Annotated in this window: 17 protein-coding genes and 1 pseudogene; 6 read left to right on the forward strand and 12 right to left on the reverse strand. The window is 37.7% G+C overall.

The window, feature by feature from the left end; genetic code table 11:
• Positions 1-157: 157 nt before the first annotated feature.
• Both FGL31_RS27640 and FGL31_RS27645 read right to left on the reverse strand, forming a co-directional pair.
• Complete coding sequence (locus tag FGL31_RS27640) at positions 158-478, reverse strand: sulfite exporter TauE/SafE family protein (protein WP_262709234.1); 321 nt, start codon at positions 476-478, stop codon at positions 158-160.
• On the reverse strand, positions 441-938 hold the full coding sequence (locus FGL31_RS27645; RefSeq protein WP_262709063.1) for a sulfite exporter TauE/SafE family protein: 498 nt from the start codon (positions 936-938) through the stop codon (positions 441-443). Before FGL31_RS27645 ends, FGL31_RS27640 begins: the two co-directional genes overlap by 38 nt.
• A 565-nt stretch (positions 939-1503) precedes the next feature.
• Between FGL31_RS27645 and FGL31_RS24990 the strand changes: the two genes are divergently transcribed.
• From FGL31_RS24990 to FGL31_RS07875, 5 genes and pseudogenes are all read left to right on the forward strand, one after another.
• Entirely contained in the window at positions 1504-1629 is a 126-nt protein-coding gene (locus tag FGL31_RS24990; protein ID WP_232046395.1) for a YeeE/YedE family protein, read from the forward strand.
• A 236-nt stretch (positions 1630-1865) separates the two neighbouring features.
• Positions 1866-2084: a DUF6691 family protein gene (locus FGL31_RS07860; RefSeq protein WP_232047138.1), complete on the forward strand. Its 219-nt coding sequence runs from the start codon at positions 1866-1868 to the stop codon at positions 2082-2084.
• Positions 2085-2239: 155 nt separating this feature from the next.
• Positions 2240-2468: pseudogene (locus FGL31_RS23230) on the forward strand (rhodanese-like domain-containing protein).
• 42 nt (positions 2469-2510) lie between these two features.
• Complete coding sequence (locus tag FGL31_RS07870; protein ID WP_138090357.1) at positions 2511-3890, forward strand: MBL fold metallo-hydrolase; 1380 nt, start codon at positions 2511-2513, stop codon at positions 3888-3890.
• A gap of 11 nt (positions 3891-3901) precedes the next feature.
• Positions 3902-4528, forward strand: coding sequence for a Crp/Fnr family transcriptional regulator (locus tag FGL31_RS07875; protein ID WP_171017580.1), 627 nt, complete (start codon positions 3902-3904; stop codon positions 4526-4528).
• Here FGL31_RS07875 and FGL31_RS07880 read toward each other — a convergent pair.
• Complete coding sequence (locus tag FGL31_RS07880; protein WP_171017581.1) at positions 4512-4742, reverse strand: sigma factor-like helix-turn-helix DNA-binding protein; 231 nt, start codon at positions 4740-4742, stop codon at positions 4512-4514. The two genes, FGL31_RS07875 and FGL31_RS07880, sit on opposite strands and share 17 nt — an antisense overlap.
• Before the next feature lie 134 nt (positions 4743-4876).
• Between FGL31_RS07880 and FGL31_RS07885 the strand changes: the two genes are divergently transcribed.
• Positions 4877-5074, forward strand: a complete 198-nt coding sequence (locus tag FGL31_RS07885) for a hypothetical protein (RefSeq protein WP_138090363.1) — start codon at positions 4877-4879, stop codon at positions 5072-5074.
• Position 5075: 1 nt separating this feature from the next.
• Here the strand turns inward: FGL31_RS07885 and FGL31_RS07890 are convergent, their stop codons facing one another.
• From FGL31_RS07890 to FGL31_RS07930, 9 genes are all read right to left on the reverse strand, one after another.
• Entirely contained in the window at positions 5076-5903 is an 828-nt protein-coding gene (locus FGL31_RS07890; RefSeq protein WP_138090365.1) for a DNA adenine methylase, read from the reverse strand.
• Positions 5904-6071: 168 nt separating this feature from the next.
• Complete coding sequence (locus FGL31_RS07895) at positions 6072-7052, reverse strand: hypothetical protein (RefSeq protein WP_138090367.1); 981 nt, start codon at positions 7050-7052, stop codon at positions 6072-6074.
• Positions 7021-8823 carry a phage tail family protein gene (locus FGL31_RS07900; protein ID WP_138090368.1) on the reverse strand — a complete coding sequence of 601 codons (1803 nt, stop codon included), beginning with the start codon at positions 8821-8823 and terminating at the stop codon, positions 7021-7023. The genes FGL31_RS07895 and FGL31_RS07900 overlap by 32 nt, the downstream gene beginning before the upstream one ends.
• 1 nt (position 8824) lies before the next feature.
• On the reverse strand, positions 8825-10312 hold the full coding sequence (locus FGL31_RS07905) for an SGNH/GDSL hydrolase family protein (RefSeq protein ID WP_232047139.1): 1488 nt from the start codon (positions 10310-10312) through the stop codon (positions 8825-8827).
• A 13-nt stretch (positions 10313-10325) separates the two neighbouring features.
• Positions 10326-11021: a hypothetical protein gene (locus FGL31_RS07910; protein WP_138090372.1), complete on the reverse strand. Its 696-nt coding sequence runs from the start codon at positions 11019-11021 to the stop codon at positions 10326-10328.
• Positions 11022-11028: 7 nt separating this feature from the next.
• Positions 11029-11535, reverse strand: a complete 507-nt coding sequence (locus FGL31_RS07915) for a hypothetical protein (RefSeq protein ID WP_138090374.1) — start codon at positions 11533-11535, stop codon at positions 11029-11031.
• Positions 11525-15505, reverse strand: a complete 3981-nt coding sequence (locus FGL31_RS07920; RefSeq protein WP_138090376.1) for a glycine zipper domain-containing protein — start codon at positions 15503-15505, stop codon at positions 11525-11527. The genes FGL31_RS07915 and FGL31_RS07920 overlap by 11 nt, the downstream gene beginning before the upstream one ends.
• A complete protein-coding gene (locus tag FGL31_RS07925; protein ID WP_138090378.1) occupies positions 15502-15876 on the reverse strand; it encodes a hypothetical protein in 375 nt (124 codons plus the stop codon). Before FGL31_RS07925 ends, FGL31_RS07920 begins: the two co-directional genes overlap by 4 nt.
• Positions 15877-16200: 324 nt before the next feature.
• Entirely contained in the window at positions 16201-16698 is a 498-nt protein-coding gene (locus FGL31_RS07930; protein ID WP_138090381.1) for a hypothetical protein, read from the reverse strand.
• Positions 16699-16738 lie beyond the last annotated feature (40 nt).

Here is a 16738-nt window from a genome sequence, read left to right on the forward strand (position 1 = left end):
GTTTGTTTTTATTTGATATACAATTTGTTGCACTCCGTTAATCTTTATATTCAAAGATAATACTTGTATCATGCTAACAAGTATAAGATTAGGTCAATCAATATAAATTTTCGGTAATTACCTCCAAAATATCGGTGAAACTCATCTTAACAGATCTTTATTTTATGAGCTCCTGCATAATGACCACTAATCCCATGATTAAAACAAACCAACCAAAAGCAGGTTTTAATTTTTTACCATCAATTTTTTGGCTCATTCTTGCTCCTATTAGTATTCCAACTATGGCAATCACGGATATTGTAAGTAGAAAGTGCCAGTCTATTAACTGTAGATCCAAATTCCCAATAAACCCGAATAAAGAATTACAAGCAATTATAACTAAAGAAGTCCCTACGGCATTTCGCATGCTCATGTGATTAAAATAATCAAGGCAGGAATAATTAAAAAGCCGCCACCAGCGCCAAACTAATCCGCTGATTAAACCGACAGAAGATCCCTTGAACGATCAAGGAGAAAATATTCCCCTTACTGTTTTTATTTACCTTTTCACCAGCTTTACCCTTAATCATTTTATATGCCGCGAATACCATCAAGACAGCAAATAATAACATGATCGCTTGATTCTTGTTAAATTCCCAGCCGCTAGTTAGCATGAAAGTTTCAGGAATTAGGTCCAATAGGTAATGCCTTGTCAGAAATACAGTGATAATAGAAGGCAATCCAAAATATAATGCGGTTTGAAAATCTATGGATTTAGATTTTAAATAAGGTAAAGCACCTACTGAGGAGGTTGTTCCAACAATAAATAAAGAATATGTGGTAGCCATTAGTGGTTCAACATGAAATAAATATACAAGAACTGGCACAGTTAAAATGCTCCCACCTCCACCTATTAATCCCCAATGATATACCAATTGCAATTGCTGAAAGATATCCAAATATTTCCATTCCTAAATTTTCTTTATAAAAAGGTGAAGGAAAGAATATCCAGAGTTGGTCACTTTAGTTACAGAACTCATTCTCATTTAGTTTGTTCAATTTTTGGTAACATTGGTTACTGTTAACGATATCTAATCACTTTATCTTTGTTTCAATAAATTATTTAAGATATGGAGTTAATTATGGGGCCGTGGCCTTGGTATGTTGGAGGAGGCATTGTTGCCCTTGTTATGATTGCCTTAATTTTATTAGGTAGGAGTTTTGGATTTTCTTCCAATTTTAGAAATATCTGTTCGGCATTGGGAGCAGGTAATACCTGTAGTTTCTTTGACTTTGATTGGCGAAAACAGAAATGGAATCTGCTTTTTTTAGTAGGAGCTGTTATTGGCGGGTTTTTATCAGCACATTTCTTGTCAAACAATCAAGTGCCTCAAATTTCAGCAGCAACCATAGCAAAGTTGAATGAGCTAGGATTTGAGAGTGCAGGCAAAGAATATGTGCCATCAGAAATATTTAAAACGATGAATCTCAAAAAATATAATACTGTTATCAGTAGGGGGGCTTTTGATTGGTTTTGGTACACGTTACGCTGGTGGATGTACATCAGGACATGCAATTTCAGGGTTGAGTGACTTACAATTACCTTCATTAATTGCAGTTATAGGATTTTTTATTGGTGGACTGGCTTAATGGTTCATGTGTTTTTCCCTTTTATATTTTAAGACATGAGAAAAATTAGTATATATATTATTGGGGCGTTGTATTTGGGATGGCTAATGTATAAAGGCAGAAGCAGCGTCGTGGTTTAGGATTTATGAGATGTTTAATTTCCAGTCATTTCATATGTATGGATTTATGGGACAGCATTGTTAATAGGATTACCTGCAGTTCAATATTTAAAAACGTAAAAAAATCAAAGGACATTGATGGTAACCAGATCGTCATACCTCCTAAAGCTAAATCAATTCCGCGATATTTTGATAGGTGGTATACTTTTTGGATTAGGCTGGCCCTTAATTGGTGCTTGTCCAGGACCAATCTTTGTTTTGATTGGAGCAGGAGTATATCCTATGTTGATCGTTGCAGGATTCGCTATCCTAGGAACATACTTATATGGATTGGTAAAAGATAAATTGCCTCATTAATAGTATGATGTGTAACAAAAGTAGCGGAATTATATGGATTAGTGGATTAGCTTTGTTATATTAAACCAGTTGTTATGATTAAAATATTATCATTGCCTGAGTATAAAGCTCAGATAGAAATGCCAGATGTTCAACTTCTAGATGTTAGAACAGAAATGGAATATGAGTTGGGGAAGATTAAAGATGCCCAACTTATCAATGTTCAGTCCTCCTGATTTCGAGGAACTAGCAAAGCAATCATTAAACTTTCAAAAACCTATTTATCTATATTGTAGAGCTGGTATAAGATCTCAATTGGCAGCGAATATATTGAAAGGATTAGGAGCAAGTGAAGTTTATGACCTACAAGGAGGATACCTTAATTGGGTACAGAACGAGAAATAAAAGACATTAACTAATTAGAAATTAATACATAAAAAATAAACTATGTTTTTTCAACAAGTATATGATAAAACTTTAGCCCAGGCCAGCTACTTTATAGGTTGCCAGGCGAAAAATGTAGCGATTGTAATCGATGCAAAAAGAGATATTGACACTTATTTGGAGATTGCAAAGCAGAACAACATGAAAATAACTCATGTTGCAGAAACACATATTCATGCTGATTTCTTAGCGGGTTCACGAGAACTCGTAGAGGTCACAGGCGCTGACTTGTACCTTTCAGATGAAGGTGGTGAAAACTGGCAATATGAATTTCCACATATCGGCTTAAAGGAAGGAGATAAAATAGAGGTCGGCAATCTATCTCTAGAAGTGATACATACACCAGGGCATACGCCTGAAAGTATCAGTTTTGTTTTAAGAGATCATCCAGCTTCTAATGAGCCTGTTATGATTTTTACAGGTGATTTTGTTTTCGTTGGTGATATTGGTAGGCCCGATCTTTTGGAGGAAGCAGCTGGTATGGTCGGAACTAAGGAGATCGGTGCAGAACAAATGTTTGAGTCATTGAAAAAATTCGCTGCATTGCCAGATTATGTTCAGGTTTGGCCGGGTCATGGTGCAGGTTCAACATGTGGTAAAGCTTTAGGAGCCGTTCCTAGCAGTACAGTAGGATATGAAAAAATCAGAAATTGGGCCTTCCAGTTTGGTGATGATTATGAAGGATTTAAAAACTACCTTTTAAGTGATCAACCTGAAGCTCCAGTTTATTTCGCAATGATGAAGAAACTGAATAAAATAGACCGTCCATTGTTGGTGGAAGTTCCTCAACACCCAACATTATCTTTGGATAATATTGCTAACAGAAATGACCTTACATTAATAGATACGCGTCATAAATCAGAATTCGCAAAAGGACATCTTAAAGGTTCTATCAATATTCAGAATAATAACTCACTCGCAAATTGGGCTGGCTGGATGATTCGCTATGATGAAAACCTGGTATTAATAACTGATGATGGAAATCAAGAAGAAATTACTCGCAAATTAATGCGAATTGGATTGGATAATATCAAAGGTTTTATAACCAATATAGATGACGCTGAATTAGAAAAGACGAAAATAGTAGATGCTGATGAAGTGGAGTCTATGAAAGAGGATGAAGATACGGTCTTATTGGATGTTCGTGGTAAATCTGAATTTAAAGCAGAACATATACCTGGAGCGGATCATAGATTTGTCGGATCATTCAGAAAATCATTACCTAATGATATTAAAGATAAAAAAATCATAATCCAATGTCAATCTGGAGACCGGGCAACTATAGCAGCCTCGTATCTTGAAAAAAATGGATTTGACAAAGTATATAACTACGCTGGTAGTTTCTTAGATTGGAAAAAACAAGGTAAAGAAACTACTAAATAGTATATTTGAGTATGAGTCTGATCGAGGATGCTTATATAGGAATATTAGAACCCGCCTTAATTGAGGAAATTAAGGCGGTTGCTACTTTAAGAACATTCCAAAGTGGTGAAACTATAATGGATATTGGGCAATATATTCGTGCAATGCCTTTATTATTGTCTGGAGCAATTAAAATTATGCGTGAGGACGAAAAAGAAGGCGAATTGTTGCTGTATTATCTTGAAAAGGGAGAGACCTGCACCATGTCAATTGCCTGTTGCATAGGTAATAAGAAAAGCGAAATTAGAGCGCAAGCTGAAATGGAAACTACTGTAGCAATGATTCCTAACCAATATTTAAATGAATGGCTCGCGAAATATGGCTCTTGGAGGAGCTTTATTCTCAACAGTTATTCATCTAGAATGAATGAAATGCTGGGTGCTATAGATAACCTTGCATTTTCAAAAATGGAAGATAGAATTCTGAATTATCTAAAAGAAAAAGTCAGACTTACAGATGATAGAATTCTAACTGTTACACATCAAGATATTGCTTTGGACTTGAATACTTCAAGAGTAGTAGTTTCTAGGATATTAAAGAAACTGGAAAACGAAGATAAAATTGTTCTTTTGAGAAATGAAATTAGGGTGTTGATATAAAAGACAATAGAAGCCCAAATTGATAGTATGAAATATTTTTGTGTTTAAAAACCTTCTTCAAGGTTGCAATAGCCTTTGATCGAGAGAAATAAACATTACTGCTTGTTGTACCTAATTCAGCACATATTTCTTCTGTATTTTTCCCTTCTAAAACAGATAGTTGGAAAATTTGACCTTGTTGTTTAGGCAATTTCTCAATCTCAATAACTATCAACTCTATTAATTCTGTGTAGATAATTTTGTTTAAAATATTAAAATCGCAAAATCCAGTTGACCCAAATTTTCAAGATTTTATAAAAACGAGATGTGCCAATTTTAAATATATTTGTTAGATCAAATAAATATATCATGGAACTAATCAAATACATTCAAACATCAAATAATCAGCCTGTGTGGATCGATCCAACAAATGTAATAGCTGTATGTAAAACAAGTGAAGGCAAATCAACACTACTTTTATTGGGAGGACATAAAATAGATATAGATTTAGACCCTCACTTCTTAATGGCAAAAATGGAAAAGTTTATAACAAAACAAGAGGCTTAGACTAAAACAAGGTCAATTCACCTTTAGGATTATTGAGGTCATAATTAGCCGTTATGACCTCAATTTTCTTTTTCCCTGATCCACCAGTACCATTTGCTACACTAACACTTTGCTCAATCTTCTTTGTTCTCCATCCGTTTTTAACTGTATATTTAGACAATATTTCACTTGGATAACTACTCATTAGAAACTTGCCTTCTATTTGCTCTAAGGTCTTTAAAAGAGCCTCAAAATCCTCAATTGAATAACCATCATAATGACCACAGTCAGAATTAAAGTAAGGAGGATCACAGTAATGAAATGCACCATTATAATCACGTGATTTTATTACTCTCAAAGCATCTGTATTCTCAATTTGAACGCTCTGTAATCTTATTGCATAATCTTCAGTAAAGGAATCTCGTTTATTGCTTATTTTTCGGGAAGTAGTTCCCTTCACAACATCGTAGCCCCATGTACCATCAAGCATTGCACTAAACGATTGTGAAGAAAGTACCCAAACAGCCCAAGCCCTCTGTATTCTAGTAAATAGATGTGGATTATTATAAATTACTGTTGCATCAGCATGTAAAGAACGTGAATGCAAGCTAATCCTTACCATCTTTTCTAATTCAATAAATTCATTTTGACACACATCATAAAAATTTATAAGTTCTCGGTTATAGTCATTAATGACTTCTACTTCACTAGGTCTTTTCGCCCAAAATATTGCGCCCCCTCCAACAAATGGTTCTACATAAGTTTGATGTTTTGGGAATAAAGGAACAATTGTACTTACTAAATTTTGCTTACCTCCGTAATAACTTATAGGCGTTTTTAAATCTCTCATATCTTTTATTTAGCTATATTTGTATCTCTCACCTTTTAATGCAAAACACCCCAGTCAGAAGACTTGCAGTCCTCCGCTTGGGGTGTTTTGCTCTAAAATTAAAAGGTGAGATGTTTAATTTTGCGGAGGACTCTTTTTTTAAGCCTATCCTCCTAAAGGCTTTATATGTTACCCATAACCTTCAAGCCACTGACTTCCTGAATATCTATACTTGTAAGTTCCTCCACGTACAAGACTTGAATTCCCTGAAGCCGTGTTATCCATTTTATAGATATCGCTTCCATTACCATAGATTGTGATATTGCCACCTGTAGCATTTTTAATTAGCACCGAACGTCCTGTTTCAACCCCTACAGATGGAAGAAATACATTTGAATTTGAACCACCTTTGGCAACGAAGTAATCAAATTCAGTGATGTAAGTATCAGCGTTATCATTGTCAATCCTTACAGGTTCGTACATAGCACCAAGAAACTTAACGCTTGATAGCATTGCACCGTAACGCCCCCACGCACCCCAAAGTAATTGTAATGCCTGTGCTGCTAAATCTTGTCTTCTGACACCGATTACACCAGCACGAACATCTGCTGTGAAAATTGGACGTTCAGAAGGTCTTACAACAGAAGCTTCACCAACTATTGAACCTGAAAAGTCCAAACCTGTTGAGGATGGCAAAAAGCTCATCCCTGCATTTCTACTCAAAACACCCCAATCACTTAATATAATTCCGCTTGATGGGTTAGTCGGATTTGAACCTCCATTATTAACGTCTGTTGATCTTAGTGTTGTTGTATCAATAACGAAGCCCCCAATTTTCCCTTTGCTCGCAGACATAGAACCATCATTTAGCACGTTAAAAGGGGCTGTATTACGACCTTCAGCCGTTGCACCAGCCCAGAACCTTACCGATGAATTACCGTTGTCTGAAAGCCCCGAAATACCTGCATTTGAATAACCATCAGAACCGACACTTATCAATTGAGCAAATAACCGAACAACATTGATAAAATAAGCTGTGATCGTATCCGTCTCGATATCACCACCGCTGATCATGGTAAACATTTTTGTAGGTCTGAAGGAACGTTTACCCTCGATAACGGATGAAAGTACACCAAGATTAAAAAAACCAGTAGCCGTTTTCCGAATCAACAGCCAGTTGATCCGTTGTCAAAACCCATTCACCAGTTAAAGCAGTTTGAGAACATTTAGCAGCTAAATAATATGGTTTGGTAGATATTAGACCATCAGCATTAAAAACAGGCAAATCCCATATATATCCAAGCCCATCAATTTTATACCGCTTGTGTATGAGTTTGCCAGCCGTCAAACTGATAGCATTGGCATCATTTCCAGCATTGACAGTTAACGAAATACCATCCAAATCATAATACATGCTATCTGTACCGAACAATCCAGCAATAGCCTGAATCAAGGCGTTTTCCAAATTGCCATCAGGATCAAACACAAGCCCTTTAAATTCATTCAGAGCTTGGACGTTCCTGCGATCATTTTCAATACTTGTTTTGCTTACCTGCGTAACAACCTCTTTTGTTTCTTTGATATCCTTTTCAACCTTTTGAATGCGTGTATAAGTGACCTCGTTTCCAATTTCAGCGGTGAACTTCATTCCCTGCTCTAAGACAGGGAACAAGGCTGGATAACTGACGGCGGTAACCCGAATATTATCGTCAAGTCCTATCTTTTCATCCACTACATGAACAATATCGCCTTCATGTAATTCGGTGTTTTGTCTCTTTAGCCAAAGGATGTCCGTATCAAGTTCATAAACCACTCTAGGCACTTTGTTAGAATTCAGGTATTCCAAGCGTTTTGCTTCTAATTCGGATAAAGCAGCTGTGACATAAGTTTCAGGCATCCTAATACCAATGAGCGTATATAAGTCACCGACTTCAGCAACCATAGTACCAAAGGGGCTAACATTGCCATTTGCATCCTCATTTGCTTTGTATCGGATTGTTTTTGATGTTGGACTATATGAAAGAATTGCAAACTCCTGACCGTTCAAACCTCCCGACTTAAAGACAATTTTTGCTTCAGTTCCCTCAATGCGTTGACCGTTCAAATCAAAATCTAAACTGCTATCCGAAATACTAAATGTACGGTCATTGATCTGCTCGACACCTGTAACCGATCCAGTGCGTTTGGGGTAAATCTCCTGATCCTCAAAAATACCTTCACGGACTCCATAAAGATCGACCGATACAGGATCATCAAGATAACCATCCAACGTCAATTGCTTTTTTGAATATCCCTGAGGCAAATTTTGTGTACCGCCCACAGCATAGGCACGTGTAATAATGGAGCTATTGACCAATGTCTGACGTGACAATGAATACAGACCGTTGTCCTTTCCGTATCGCAGTGTCAAAGCTCTAGCCGTTCCAACTGTTTTTTTTATGGTTATTTCTTTACCAATGATCTGCCATTCACATTCAGAAGCTTCAGCAATATCATTTAAAGCAGACAAGCAATCGATTTTATTGAATTCCAAAGCAAACGGTTCGACTTCTTCCAATTCTCCAACCGCCCATCCCGAATCAACCGAATTGAGACATTCCAAGAACATAAACATATAATCGTTCAGGTCTCCAAAATAATCGAACACAAATGAACCTTCATCTTTCAATTTGAACCTTTCTAATGTATGCCTTGCACCCTGAAAGGTTACAACGTATTCAAATACGTTGCTTCCTAGCTGGGTATATTGCGGTTCTTGGTTCACGGTCATTAATTCACCTTTATAAGTCAAATAATCGCCTATGGTTATATCCAAAACATTTGCTGAATTGACAGTAAATACAAGCGTATGCTCTGACATAAGTCTTTTTGTATAAACAGCTGAACTTAAATTCAAATCAGCAACCTTTTGTCCAATACTGTTTTTTACTTCAATTTCCATGTTAATTATCCTCCAAAAACTTACACAACATTTCGCCCATCAATTTATACCCAGCATTTGTCGGATGCAAGTAATAAGGAATATCGACACGGTCGCCTATATACGTTCGCCAATTAACTTTATTGATAAAGCTCTTGTCATACCAGTTGCATACTGGAATTGCGTATATTTTTCCGATTTCGATTAAAGCATTTATGTAATCCCTAGAAATAAACATCTCATTATTATAAGGACCAGGCACATTACTTGTTCCTGACTCGTTAAACCAACCATTAATAGGGGTTATTAAGTATATTTTGGTCGCAGGATTTTGCAAAATGATATGTTCTATTGCTTTTTGCATAGCTCCAATGTACGTCGATGCATCAAAGGATGATCCGATTGGGGCTATGGCACCAAGTGGAATTCCCTTTCTAGCATCATTTGCTCCACTTGTTAGAGTAACAAAATCAATATTGCTATAACTTGAAAAGCCAGTAACTACATTAACAATCTGAGTAATGTCCCATCCGCTTTGACCGCTGTTGATTATTGAACAATTAAAGTATTCCCTCAAATACGTTTGATATCCTTTGGCTATAGTTCCCGATTCGATGTGGGTTGTAAGGAAGGCTTTACCATCATACCAAGTTATTGAATCACCAAAAGAAACACCAGTAGCACCTGTCCATTTTTTTGTAATATCTAGACCATTATCAACAGTTTCCCTCAAAGATTTAACTTCATTGATTAGAGGGTTATCAGACACCTCACGTTCGATAAAGAATGAAAATCTTTGATTGTTATTAGAAACTATTAGATTGCCCGTGCTTCTGTTAATTGTGAACCAAGGTCTGGACTTACTATAATTTCCCTGACCATGAATAGGATTTGAAGGTTGATCTAACGCATTACCACAAAGGATATACAGATTCCTTGAAGCATTTTCTATTAAATTAGTTACTCCCAAATCATCTGAAGTAAATACATTCAATCCTGCTATACAAGAAATAAGTTTTGTATGCTTAACGATAGCAATTCCATTATTTATTTCTGCAAAATATACATGAGCATCTCCAGCACCTTTTGCAAATATTTTAAGTGTTCCTAATTTGTTTGCGGAGTTCACAAAAATCTCTTCCTCTCCATAAACTGAAGAAGATGCTCCTGATACACCTAAATTTAAACCGTTTCTATTTTCGGGGACTGTTTCCGTTACGTTTCCAGCAACCATGTTTATCGTATTCTCCAACATTGTTTTAGATTTTGGAAAATCCGAAAGGACAAAGTTTTGCGATGTTTCTACTATAAACCATGTACATCCATTATGTATGGTATCTGTAACTGTAAAGTTGCTTATTGACCCTACCGAAAGTTTTCCATCAGTATCATTTAGAAACCTAGTTTGACCTAATGATGATGGCGTAATTCCAATATAAAAAACAGTCTGTGACAGCACAGAAGATGGAATTTCCAATTGTTGAGCAGTAAAGGAATTGATCCCAACCACCAAAGAAACGGTTTTAGTATGTAAGATATTTAAGACGTTCGCTGTTCTTGTAAAAAACCCTTATGGTTGCATCACCTGTAACATAAGATTTTACATAAAAAGTCTTAAAACCTTTATGGTTAACATTTTCAAAATATATTCCCGAAGTGGTTTGATTTTGATTAAACACAAATGATGTTTTGTCCTCAGGAACTATACTCTCAATTCTTATTGAATCGGTATTTAAATTCAGCACCTTAATGGCAACATCCATATCATTTGTAGTCGCATATTTAGCTACAGCTTTCTCTGTTGGAATGGCATTTCCATCAGGATTAATGTGGTCAGTTCCCTCGACCTGTGGTAAAGGATCTTCGTTAACTATACTCCATGTTTTTAAGATTCCATCCCAAAAAATATCGGCGACCATATTAATGCCTACTGGTAGATTTTTTGTGATAGCAGTTACAGGATCAGTATATGTGAAATTTCTCCCAATTTGCCCCCCTCTTACAGTAGCCTTTTTGTTTACAGTTCCGAGTGTAGGTAGAACTAGGCTTTCAATTTTAACAGCATCACCTACATTTTTACCAGCCTCTAAAACCAACAGGTCAAAATGAACAGCACCGATTGTACCGTCATCCCCATTAACAGCAAGCAAAGAACTTACTTTATTTGCCTGTTCAATCTTAGGGGTGCCTTTATCAAAATATATAATTTTATCTTCCATAAGTCGTTTAATAACTTGTTTTAACCATCATTTTTTTATTATTGATCACAATGTATCTTCCTGAATTGTCCACGAGGTACTTGAATACATACCCTTTGTTGTGATTGCATTCTAAGCGCAACACAAAGCGAGCTGAAGTAGATGAACCTAAATCGACATTGATAAAGTTCCAAGATGCGACACCTTTGTATCTCAATCGGAATGCTTCACCCCAATCAATTACTTGCAGATCAAATTCACCGTTAAAGTCTATCAGAGACAAAAAGTCCTTTTTCTTCTTTCGGTAATCAACCATATTAGAAGCCGTAATCAGAAACGGAACTTCAAAAGTTTGAGCTTGATAAACTACAGGTGATTCCGTGTCGTAGTCACGTCCATTCTGATCAGACCATTCATTATAAAAAGGCTCTTTGGGTGTAGCAGGAACTTCAAAAACTTGCAACCCACCATCTTCAAGATATACCCCAAACGCATCCTTTAGATCAAATCCGTTTATCAGGACACTAACCGCCATATTTGCCCCCTTTCGTATTTGAATTGATAGCCTTCAGCTCTGTAACTGCATTCTTTAACTCAGTCACGGTATTAGCTGTGTTATCCCTGATTTCCTCCTGAACTTTCAAACTCTGTACAAGTGTTCTGTAAGTGCTTTGAATGAAGTCTAAAGATTTTTGGATCAATTGATACTTTTGTTTGTTCAGATCGTAGTCAGCACGATTGATCCCCATGAGTTCCGTACCTGTTTGCTCTGAGATTCGTTCAATACCTGAAGTCGCTAAAGAGTTAGATGAACTGGTTGTATTGAAGATGTCCAAACCTTGCTGTTTAGCTGCTTCCTTAGCTGCTTCCATCCATTTGTAATAATTCTCACCAGCTGAACCAGCATCCTTCAGGAATTGAGCAAAAACATCAATTACATCACCTTCCTCACCAAAAAGCAAAGTATCTGTCAATTGATCTTCAAATTGTTTAAAGATTTCATCAAATGCTTTGGAGAATAAGAGCTGTGACATCATGTCCTCCAAAACCTTATTAACGGTTTTACCCATTGCTAAAGCAGCCGATTCACCTTGCTTAAAATATTCGACAAGGTTATTCCGCATATCAGAGCCGAGTGATCCAGTAAGCTCCTGAACTACCTCTTTTATTTGCGCCCTAGCTTCTTCTATCTTTTCAATCCATTCAAGAACACCCTCGATCATTTGCTTGGTGTTCGCATCGACTGCCTTATCATTGTTTAAAGACGTAAGCAACGCTTTTACATCCCTTAAATCTTGTGGCTCTGAAGATGTCAATACATCCGCAACCTCTTTTGGAAGATTGGTGTATAAATCCTCATACTTAGGCTTTTTCTTTTTGCCTCCAAATAAACCAGTGAAGAAACCTACAACAGCACCAACAGCACCCCCGATCAACGTACCAATGACTGGTATAACTGAACCTATAGTAGCACCAATAACAGCACCGCTTACCGCTCCCGAACCAACATTTTTCCAATCAACGGCATTTTCTAAACCTTTGCTGATTTTCCCTTTTTGGGATAGCTCAATTACTGCTTTCTGATAATTTTTGATAGCATCTTCAGCAGCCAACATGCCATCCTTCATCCTGCCTACATAATCCTTCAGATAGATACTTTCACCTAATTGGGATTGTAAGCGGATTTGATCATTCAGGCTTAAATTGTATTCCCGTTGTAAATCAATTATTGCCCTGTAATATTCTTCTTCAGCCTGTTTTCTTTCAGCAGCTGCATTTGCTACCATACTGATCAGGTCCACAGCTGAACTTATAGCAGCTGCATATTTTTCGGAGCTGGTTGCATTCTTATCAAAAGCAACTGATAAATTATCAATACCGATAGCTAAGCCTGAAAGAAATTGACCAGCATTGCTAATCAGGCTGTTTCCAAACGCATCACCTAAATTTGAAAGACTTTCACCAAGTTGACTAACTGAAAACGCTATACGCTGAAGAAGCTGGAGCATATTGCTCAAACCATCTTGATTGATTTGGTCAATTTCCTCCTGAGTTTCCTGAAGCTTATCGTTAACCGCTTTAATTTCTTCTGCACTCGCTCCAACCTTTCTTAAACGTACCAACTCATCAGCAAGCTTTCTGTATTGCTTTTGAAGATTTGCGAGCGTTGCAGCTCTAGCACCAAGTTTAGCAGTAGATTGAGCATTTGTTAATGCTGATTCTAGTTCATTGCGGAATTGTGGTGTTAAATCTTCACGAGCCAACAGGTCTTTAATAACCTTGATTTGCGCACGAATACCAGCAGTTGTGATGACTAATTGCTGTTTAGCTGCTTGGATCAGGATTCGGTTTTTCCTAGCTTCAGTTTCGTTCAACTGATCAATTTCATCCTGTCTAGCCTGTTTTAGAAGTTCCTTTTTTTCTTCTGACATCTCTTCACCTTGTGCTTTGTACAGCCTTTGGTATTTTTCATTGATGTCTGCAAGCTTATCACCGTATGTTTTGGTAAGATTAAACGATTCTAAAAAGGCTTTATCCTCCAAAGCTTGCTTACTTTGGTTGTACTCTTTTAGAAGCTCTAAAAGCTTGTTTAACCGTTCGGTTTCAGCTCCTGTCAATCCAACCGTGAACTGTTTACCCTGAAGCGCATTTATTTCGCCAGTTACATCACGGTAATAGTTCTTTATCTTGGAAAGGTCTGAAGCAAAACGTTTGTCAGCTTCCTTTTCACTCGATGAAGTTTTAAATTCCTCATATTCCTGAACCAGCTTTTTACGCTCATTCAATGATTCTGAAAGCTTATTCGTTTCATGCCTATACCTCAGGTCACTCATTGCCCTTTGCTCAATAGGATCAACAGCAGAAACGTCAATCAGATCAATCGGAGATTTTTTGTTTTTGGCATTGTACTCAGCAATCTTTTTGTTTTCATCCTGAAGCACACGTCTCAGATCGGCAAACTTTTGCTTTAATGCCTCAATTTCCTGTTGATCGTTTTCAAATGACTTAACCCTGTATTCAGCATCAATCTCCTGAATTTTTTCAAGGGCTTCCTTTCTGATGTTGACAATACGCTTGTAAGCATTCTCTAAGGCAGTGGTATTGACTTTAGGTGTTTTAGGATCATCACCGAAAACAGATATTCCCATTTTACCAGCGATCTCAGAAGCTTTTTTAAGAAAGTTGTCAGCAATTTTGGTCTGTGCATCTTCTGTTTTCTTAGCTTCAGATATTGCAGCGTCACGGGTTGCATTACCCATCCGCTCCATGTCCTTTTGAGCCTGTGCCTCTGCCTGCTTAACATCATAACGCATACCCTGACCACCAAGCCCCGGCATTCTATTCAGACCATCAACAAATTTTTGCCAGCCAGTCAAAGATTCTTCAGCGGTTTTTATTCTAGCTTGCTCAGCTTCATAAGCTCCTTTAGCAGCCTCCTGTAATGCGATGTTAGCAGCTGCTTTGTACATCGTCATTTTGACATAGTTTTGTGCATTGTCGATTAGGAAGCTTTCAACATCGTGGAGGGTTTTAACTTCACCTGTAGTTTTCCCAATGGTTTTATTGTACTCCTGTACAACTGCCTTTTTTGATACAAAGCCTTTTTTCGCTAAGTCAACCGCTATTTCAAGCCTTTTCACATTTTGCACGGCTGTGGTGTATTCCGTGCCAGCTAAAGAATTATGCAAAGCTTTGTTAGCTTCTTCCAGTGCATTTACTTCTTTCTTAGCATTAAATAGACCTTTGATCCATTGACCGATTTCCTTACCATAAGTGGTCATCAGGACAATTCCGACCATCATTGCGGTCTGCCAATTCAATATTGCTGATCCAAGTTCCTTCCATACGGATTTACCTTTTTTGCCTGAAGCTATAAGGGCTTCGTTTTCTTTTTTCACCCTTACTATTTCATCAGCGAAAATTGGAAGGTTGTTTGATATCGCCATTGCAAACGTCTGAAAGCCGTATGTCATGGCTGGCAATTCCCTAGTTAACTGATTGACGGAATTTTGCAGACCGTTCCAAGAACCGCCGATATTTTGCCCTTTTGTAAGCTTTGATATTTCAGAATTGATCAAACCAAGCTTTTGGCTGTACTTTTCCAAATTAGCTGGATTGGTCGCTTCCAACATTCCCTTTTCGTAAAGCTGGGCTGCACGGTACAAACGCTGTAAAATACCCTCATTAGAAAGCATCGCATTCCCATGAGAATCAAAACCAGCCCGACCAGCCCGACCGACACGCACAAGCTCCTGCTCATAACGCTGAAGCTCTTTGTTTATGGAAGCAACCGACATAACGGAATTAGCCTTTTCAGCTTCATTCTTCAGTTCAGCCATACGTCTCCGCAAACGCTCCAAAATACCTTCACGTTCTTTCAGCGGAGCATTACCGCCCTTAGCCTCATCGTTGACAGATTTGACACCCTTGCGGATATCATCCGTTTCACGCTTAGCTTCAGGCGTATTAAATCTAAATTCTATATCTAATTGTCCGTCACTCATTGTTTAGTATTTGGTAGCTCATCGAAGCCCTTTAATTTTTGTTTCTTTTTACCGCTGGAACGCTGTACTCTTGGAGCATCAGCCAGCATCATTCTGATATTGATCCAGCTTCTTTTATAAAGTATTTCATCCCAACTACATCCAGTTTCTTTTTGTGCTGTTATGATTGTTCCCCAAAGGCTATGTAGACCAACGGTCTTTAACTCCTCTGACTTTTTCTTTGGCTCGGATCGTTTGGTTTCGTCAGTCTCATCCCCTCTAACAATCCGATAGTATTCATAAAATCCTCTAGCCCTCCAAGCGTGATGATATGCATGATGTTCAGGAGAACGGAAAAAGGATAGTGTTTTAATAATTGCTTTGCCAGCCATTTTCCAGCTAGCCAGTTTCTTTTCCGACCTCGTAAAATGCCAATAGCGAGAATTCGACCAACTGTAAACCCATGATTTACCCTATACTTTAGACCATCTTCAACACTCATTTGCTCAAAGTCAACATCAGTTATCCCCATCTGCAAACGAAGTTTTGTTATACGCAAACAGACAGATGCAGTTGGATCGTGTAGAACAAGCGGAATCGTTTTGATTCGGAACAGCCTTAAAAAAAAGGGGGCAGGGATATCTAACCTGACCCCTTCTTCTAATATGGTCTGTGCTGCCTGTATTTCAGTAGCTGCCTCCATACTTATCCAGCATCTAATACACCAATGATTTCAGGAGCAATACCAACCTTTTAGGTTGCAATACCGTCCAGCGCAATTCAATGTGATTAGGTTCACCGACACGGAAACGACCGATAACCTTAGCATTGATACGACAACGAGGATATGTATAAGGCATACCTTTGCCATCAATGATCTGAATAGCCTTTTCGATGTTTGGCGTGCCTGAAGGAGCATGGTACTGACCAGCAACTACAGTTCCTCCCAATAGATCAGCTCCAACCTCAGCAGTAACCTTGATCAGGTTTGCCACACCAGTTCTAAGACCTGCTTTTAATGAGGTTTCTAGTGGAGTGGATTCACCTTGTGCATAAAATGCATTTTCGGTCGGATCATCCTGAGTGATTTCAATAGTATCTTCATGTACTTTCCCTGGGGATGTGAAGGCAGTCGCTAAACCTCCATCTGCTGGAATGTCGGCAATCTTAAAGCCGTCAATCTCCATATCATAGCTTACTTCGTCTCTAAACATGATTTTAAATAGTTTTAAAAGGGTTTTAAAAGTTTGTTAA

This window comes from Sphingobacterium daejeonense (genome assembly GCF_901472535.1).
GTDB classification, from domain to species: domain Bacteria; phylum Bacteroidota; class Bacteroidia; order Sphingobacteriales; family Sphingobacteriaceae; genus Sphingobacterium; species Sphingobacterium daejeonense.

Excerpts from the sequence above, each read along its gene's own strand:
- FGL31_RS07900 (WP_138090368.1), bottom strand. The coding sequence starts at position 8,823 with ATGGAAATTGAAGTAAAAAACAGTATTGGACAAAAGGTTGCTGATTTG.
- FGL31_RS07915 (WP_138090374.1), bottom strand. The coding sequence starts at position 11,535 with ATGGCGGTTAGTGTCCTGATAAACGGATTTGATCTAAAGGATGCGTTT.
- FGL31_RS07930 (WP_138090381.1), bottom strand. The coding sequence starts at position 16,698 with ATGTTTAGAGACGAAGTAAGCTATGATATGGAGATTGACGGCTTTAAG.
- FGL31_RS07890 (WP_138090365.1), bottom strand. The coding sequence starts at position 5,903 with ATGAGAGATTTAAAAACGCCTATAAGTTATTACGGAGGTAAGCAAAAT.
- FGL31_RS07910 (WP_138090372.1), bottom strand. The coding sequence starts at position 11,021 with ATGGAAGATAAAATTATATATTTTGATAAAGGCACCCCTAAGATTGAA.
- FGL31_RS07875 (WP_171017580.1), top strand. The coding sequence starts at position 3,902 with ATGAGTCTGATCGAGGATGCTTATATAGGAATATTAGAACCCGCCTTA.
- FGL31_RS07870 (WP_138090357.1), top strand. The coding sequence starts at position 2,511 with ATGTTTTTTCAACAAGTATATGATAAAACTTTAGCCCAGGCCAGCTAC.
- FGL31_RS07860 (WP_232047138.1), top strand. The coding sequence starts at position 1,866 with ATGGTAACCAGATCGTCATACCTCCTAAAGCTAAATCAATTCCGCGAT.
- FGL31_RS07920 (WP_138090376.1), bottom strand. The coding sequence starts at position 15,505 with ATGAGTGACGGACAATTAGATATAGAATTTAGATTTAATACGCCTGAA.
- FGL31_RS07885 (WP_138090363.1), top strand. The coding sequence starts at position 4,877 with ATGGAACTAATCAAATACATTCAAACATCAAATAATCAGCCTGTGTGG.
- FGL31_RS07925 (WP_138090378.1), bottom strand. The coding sequence starts at position 15,876 with ATGGCTGGCAAAGCAATTATTAAAACACTATCCTTTTTCCGTTCTCCT.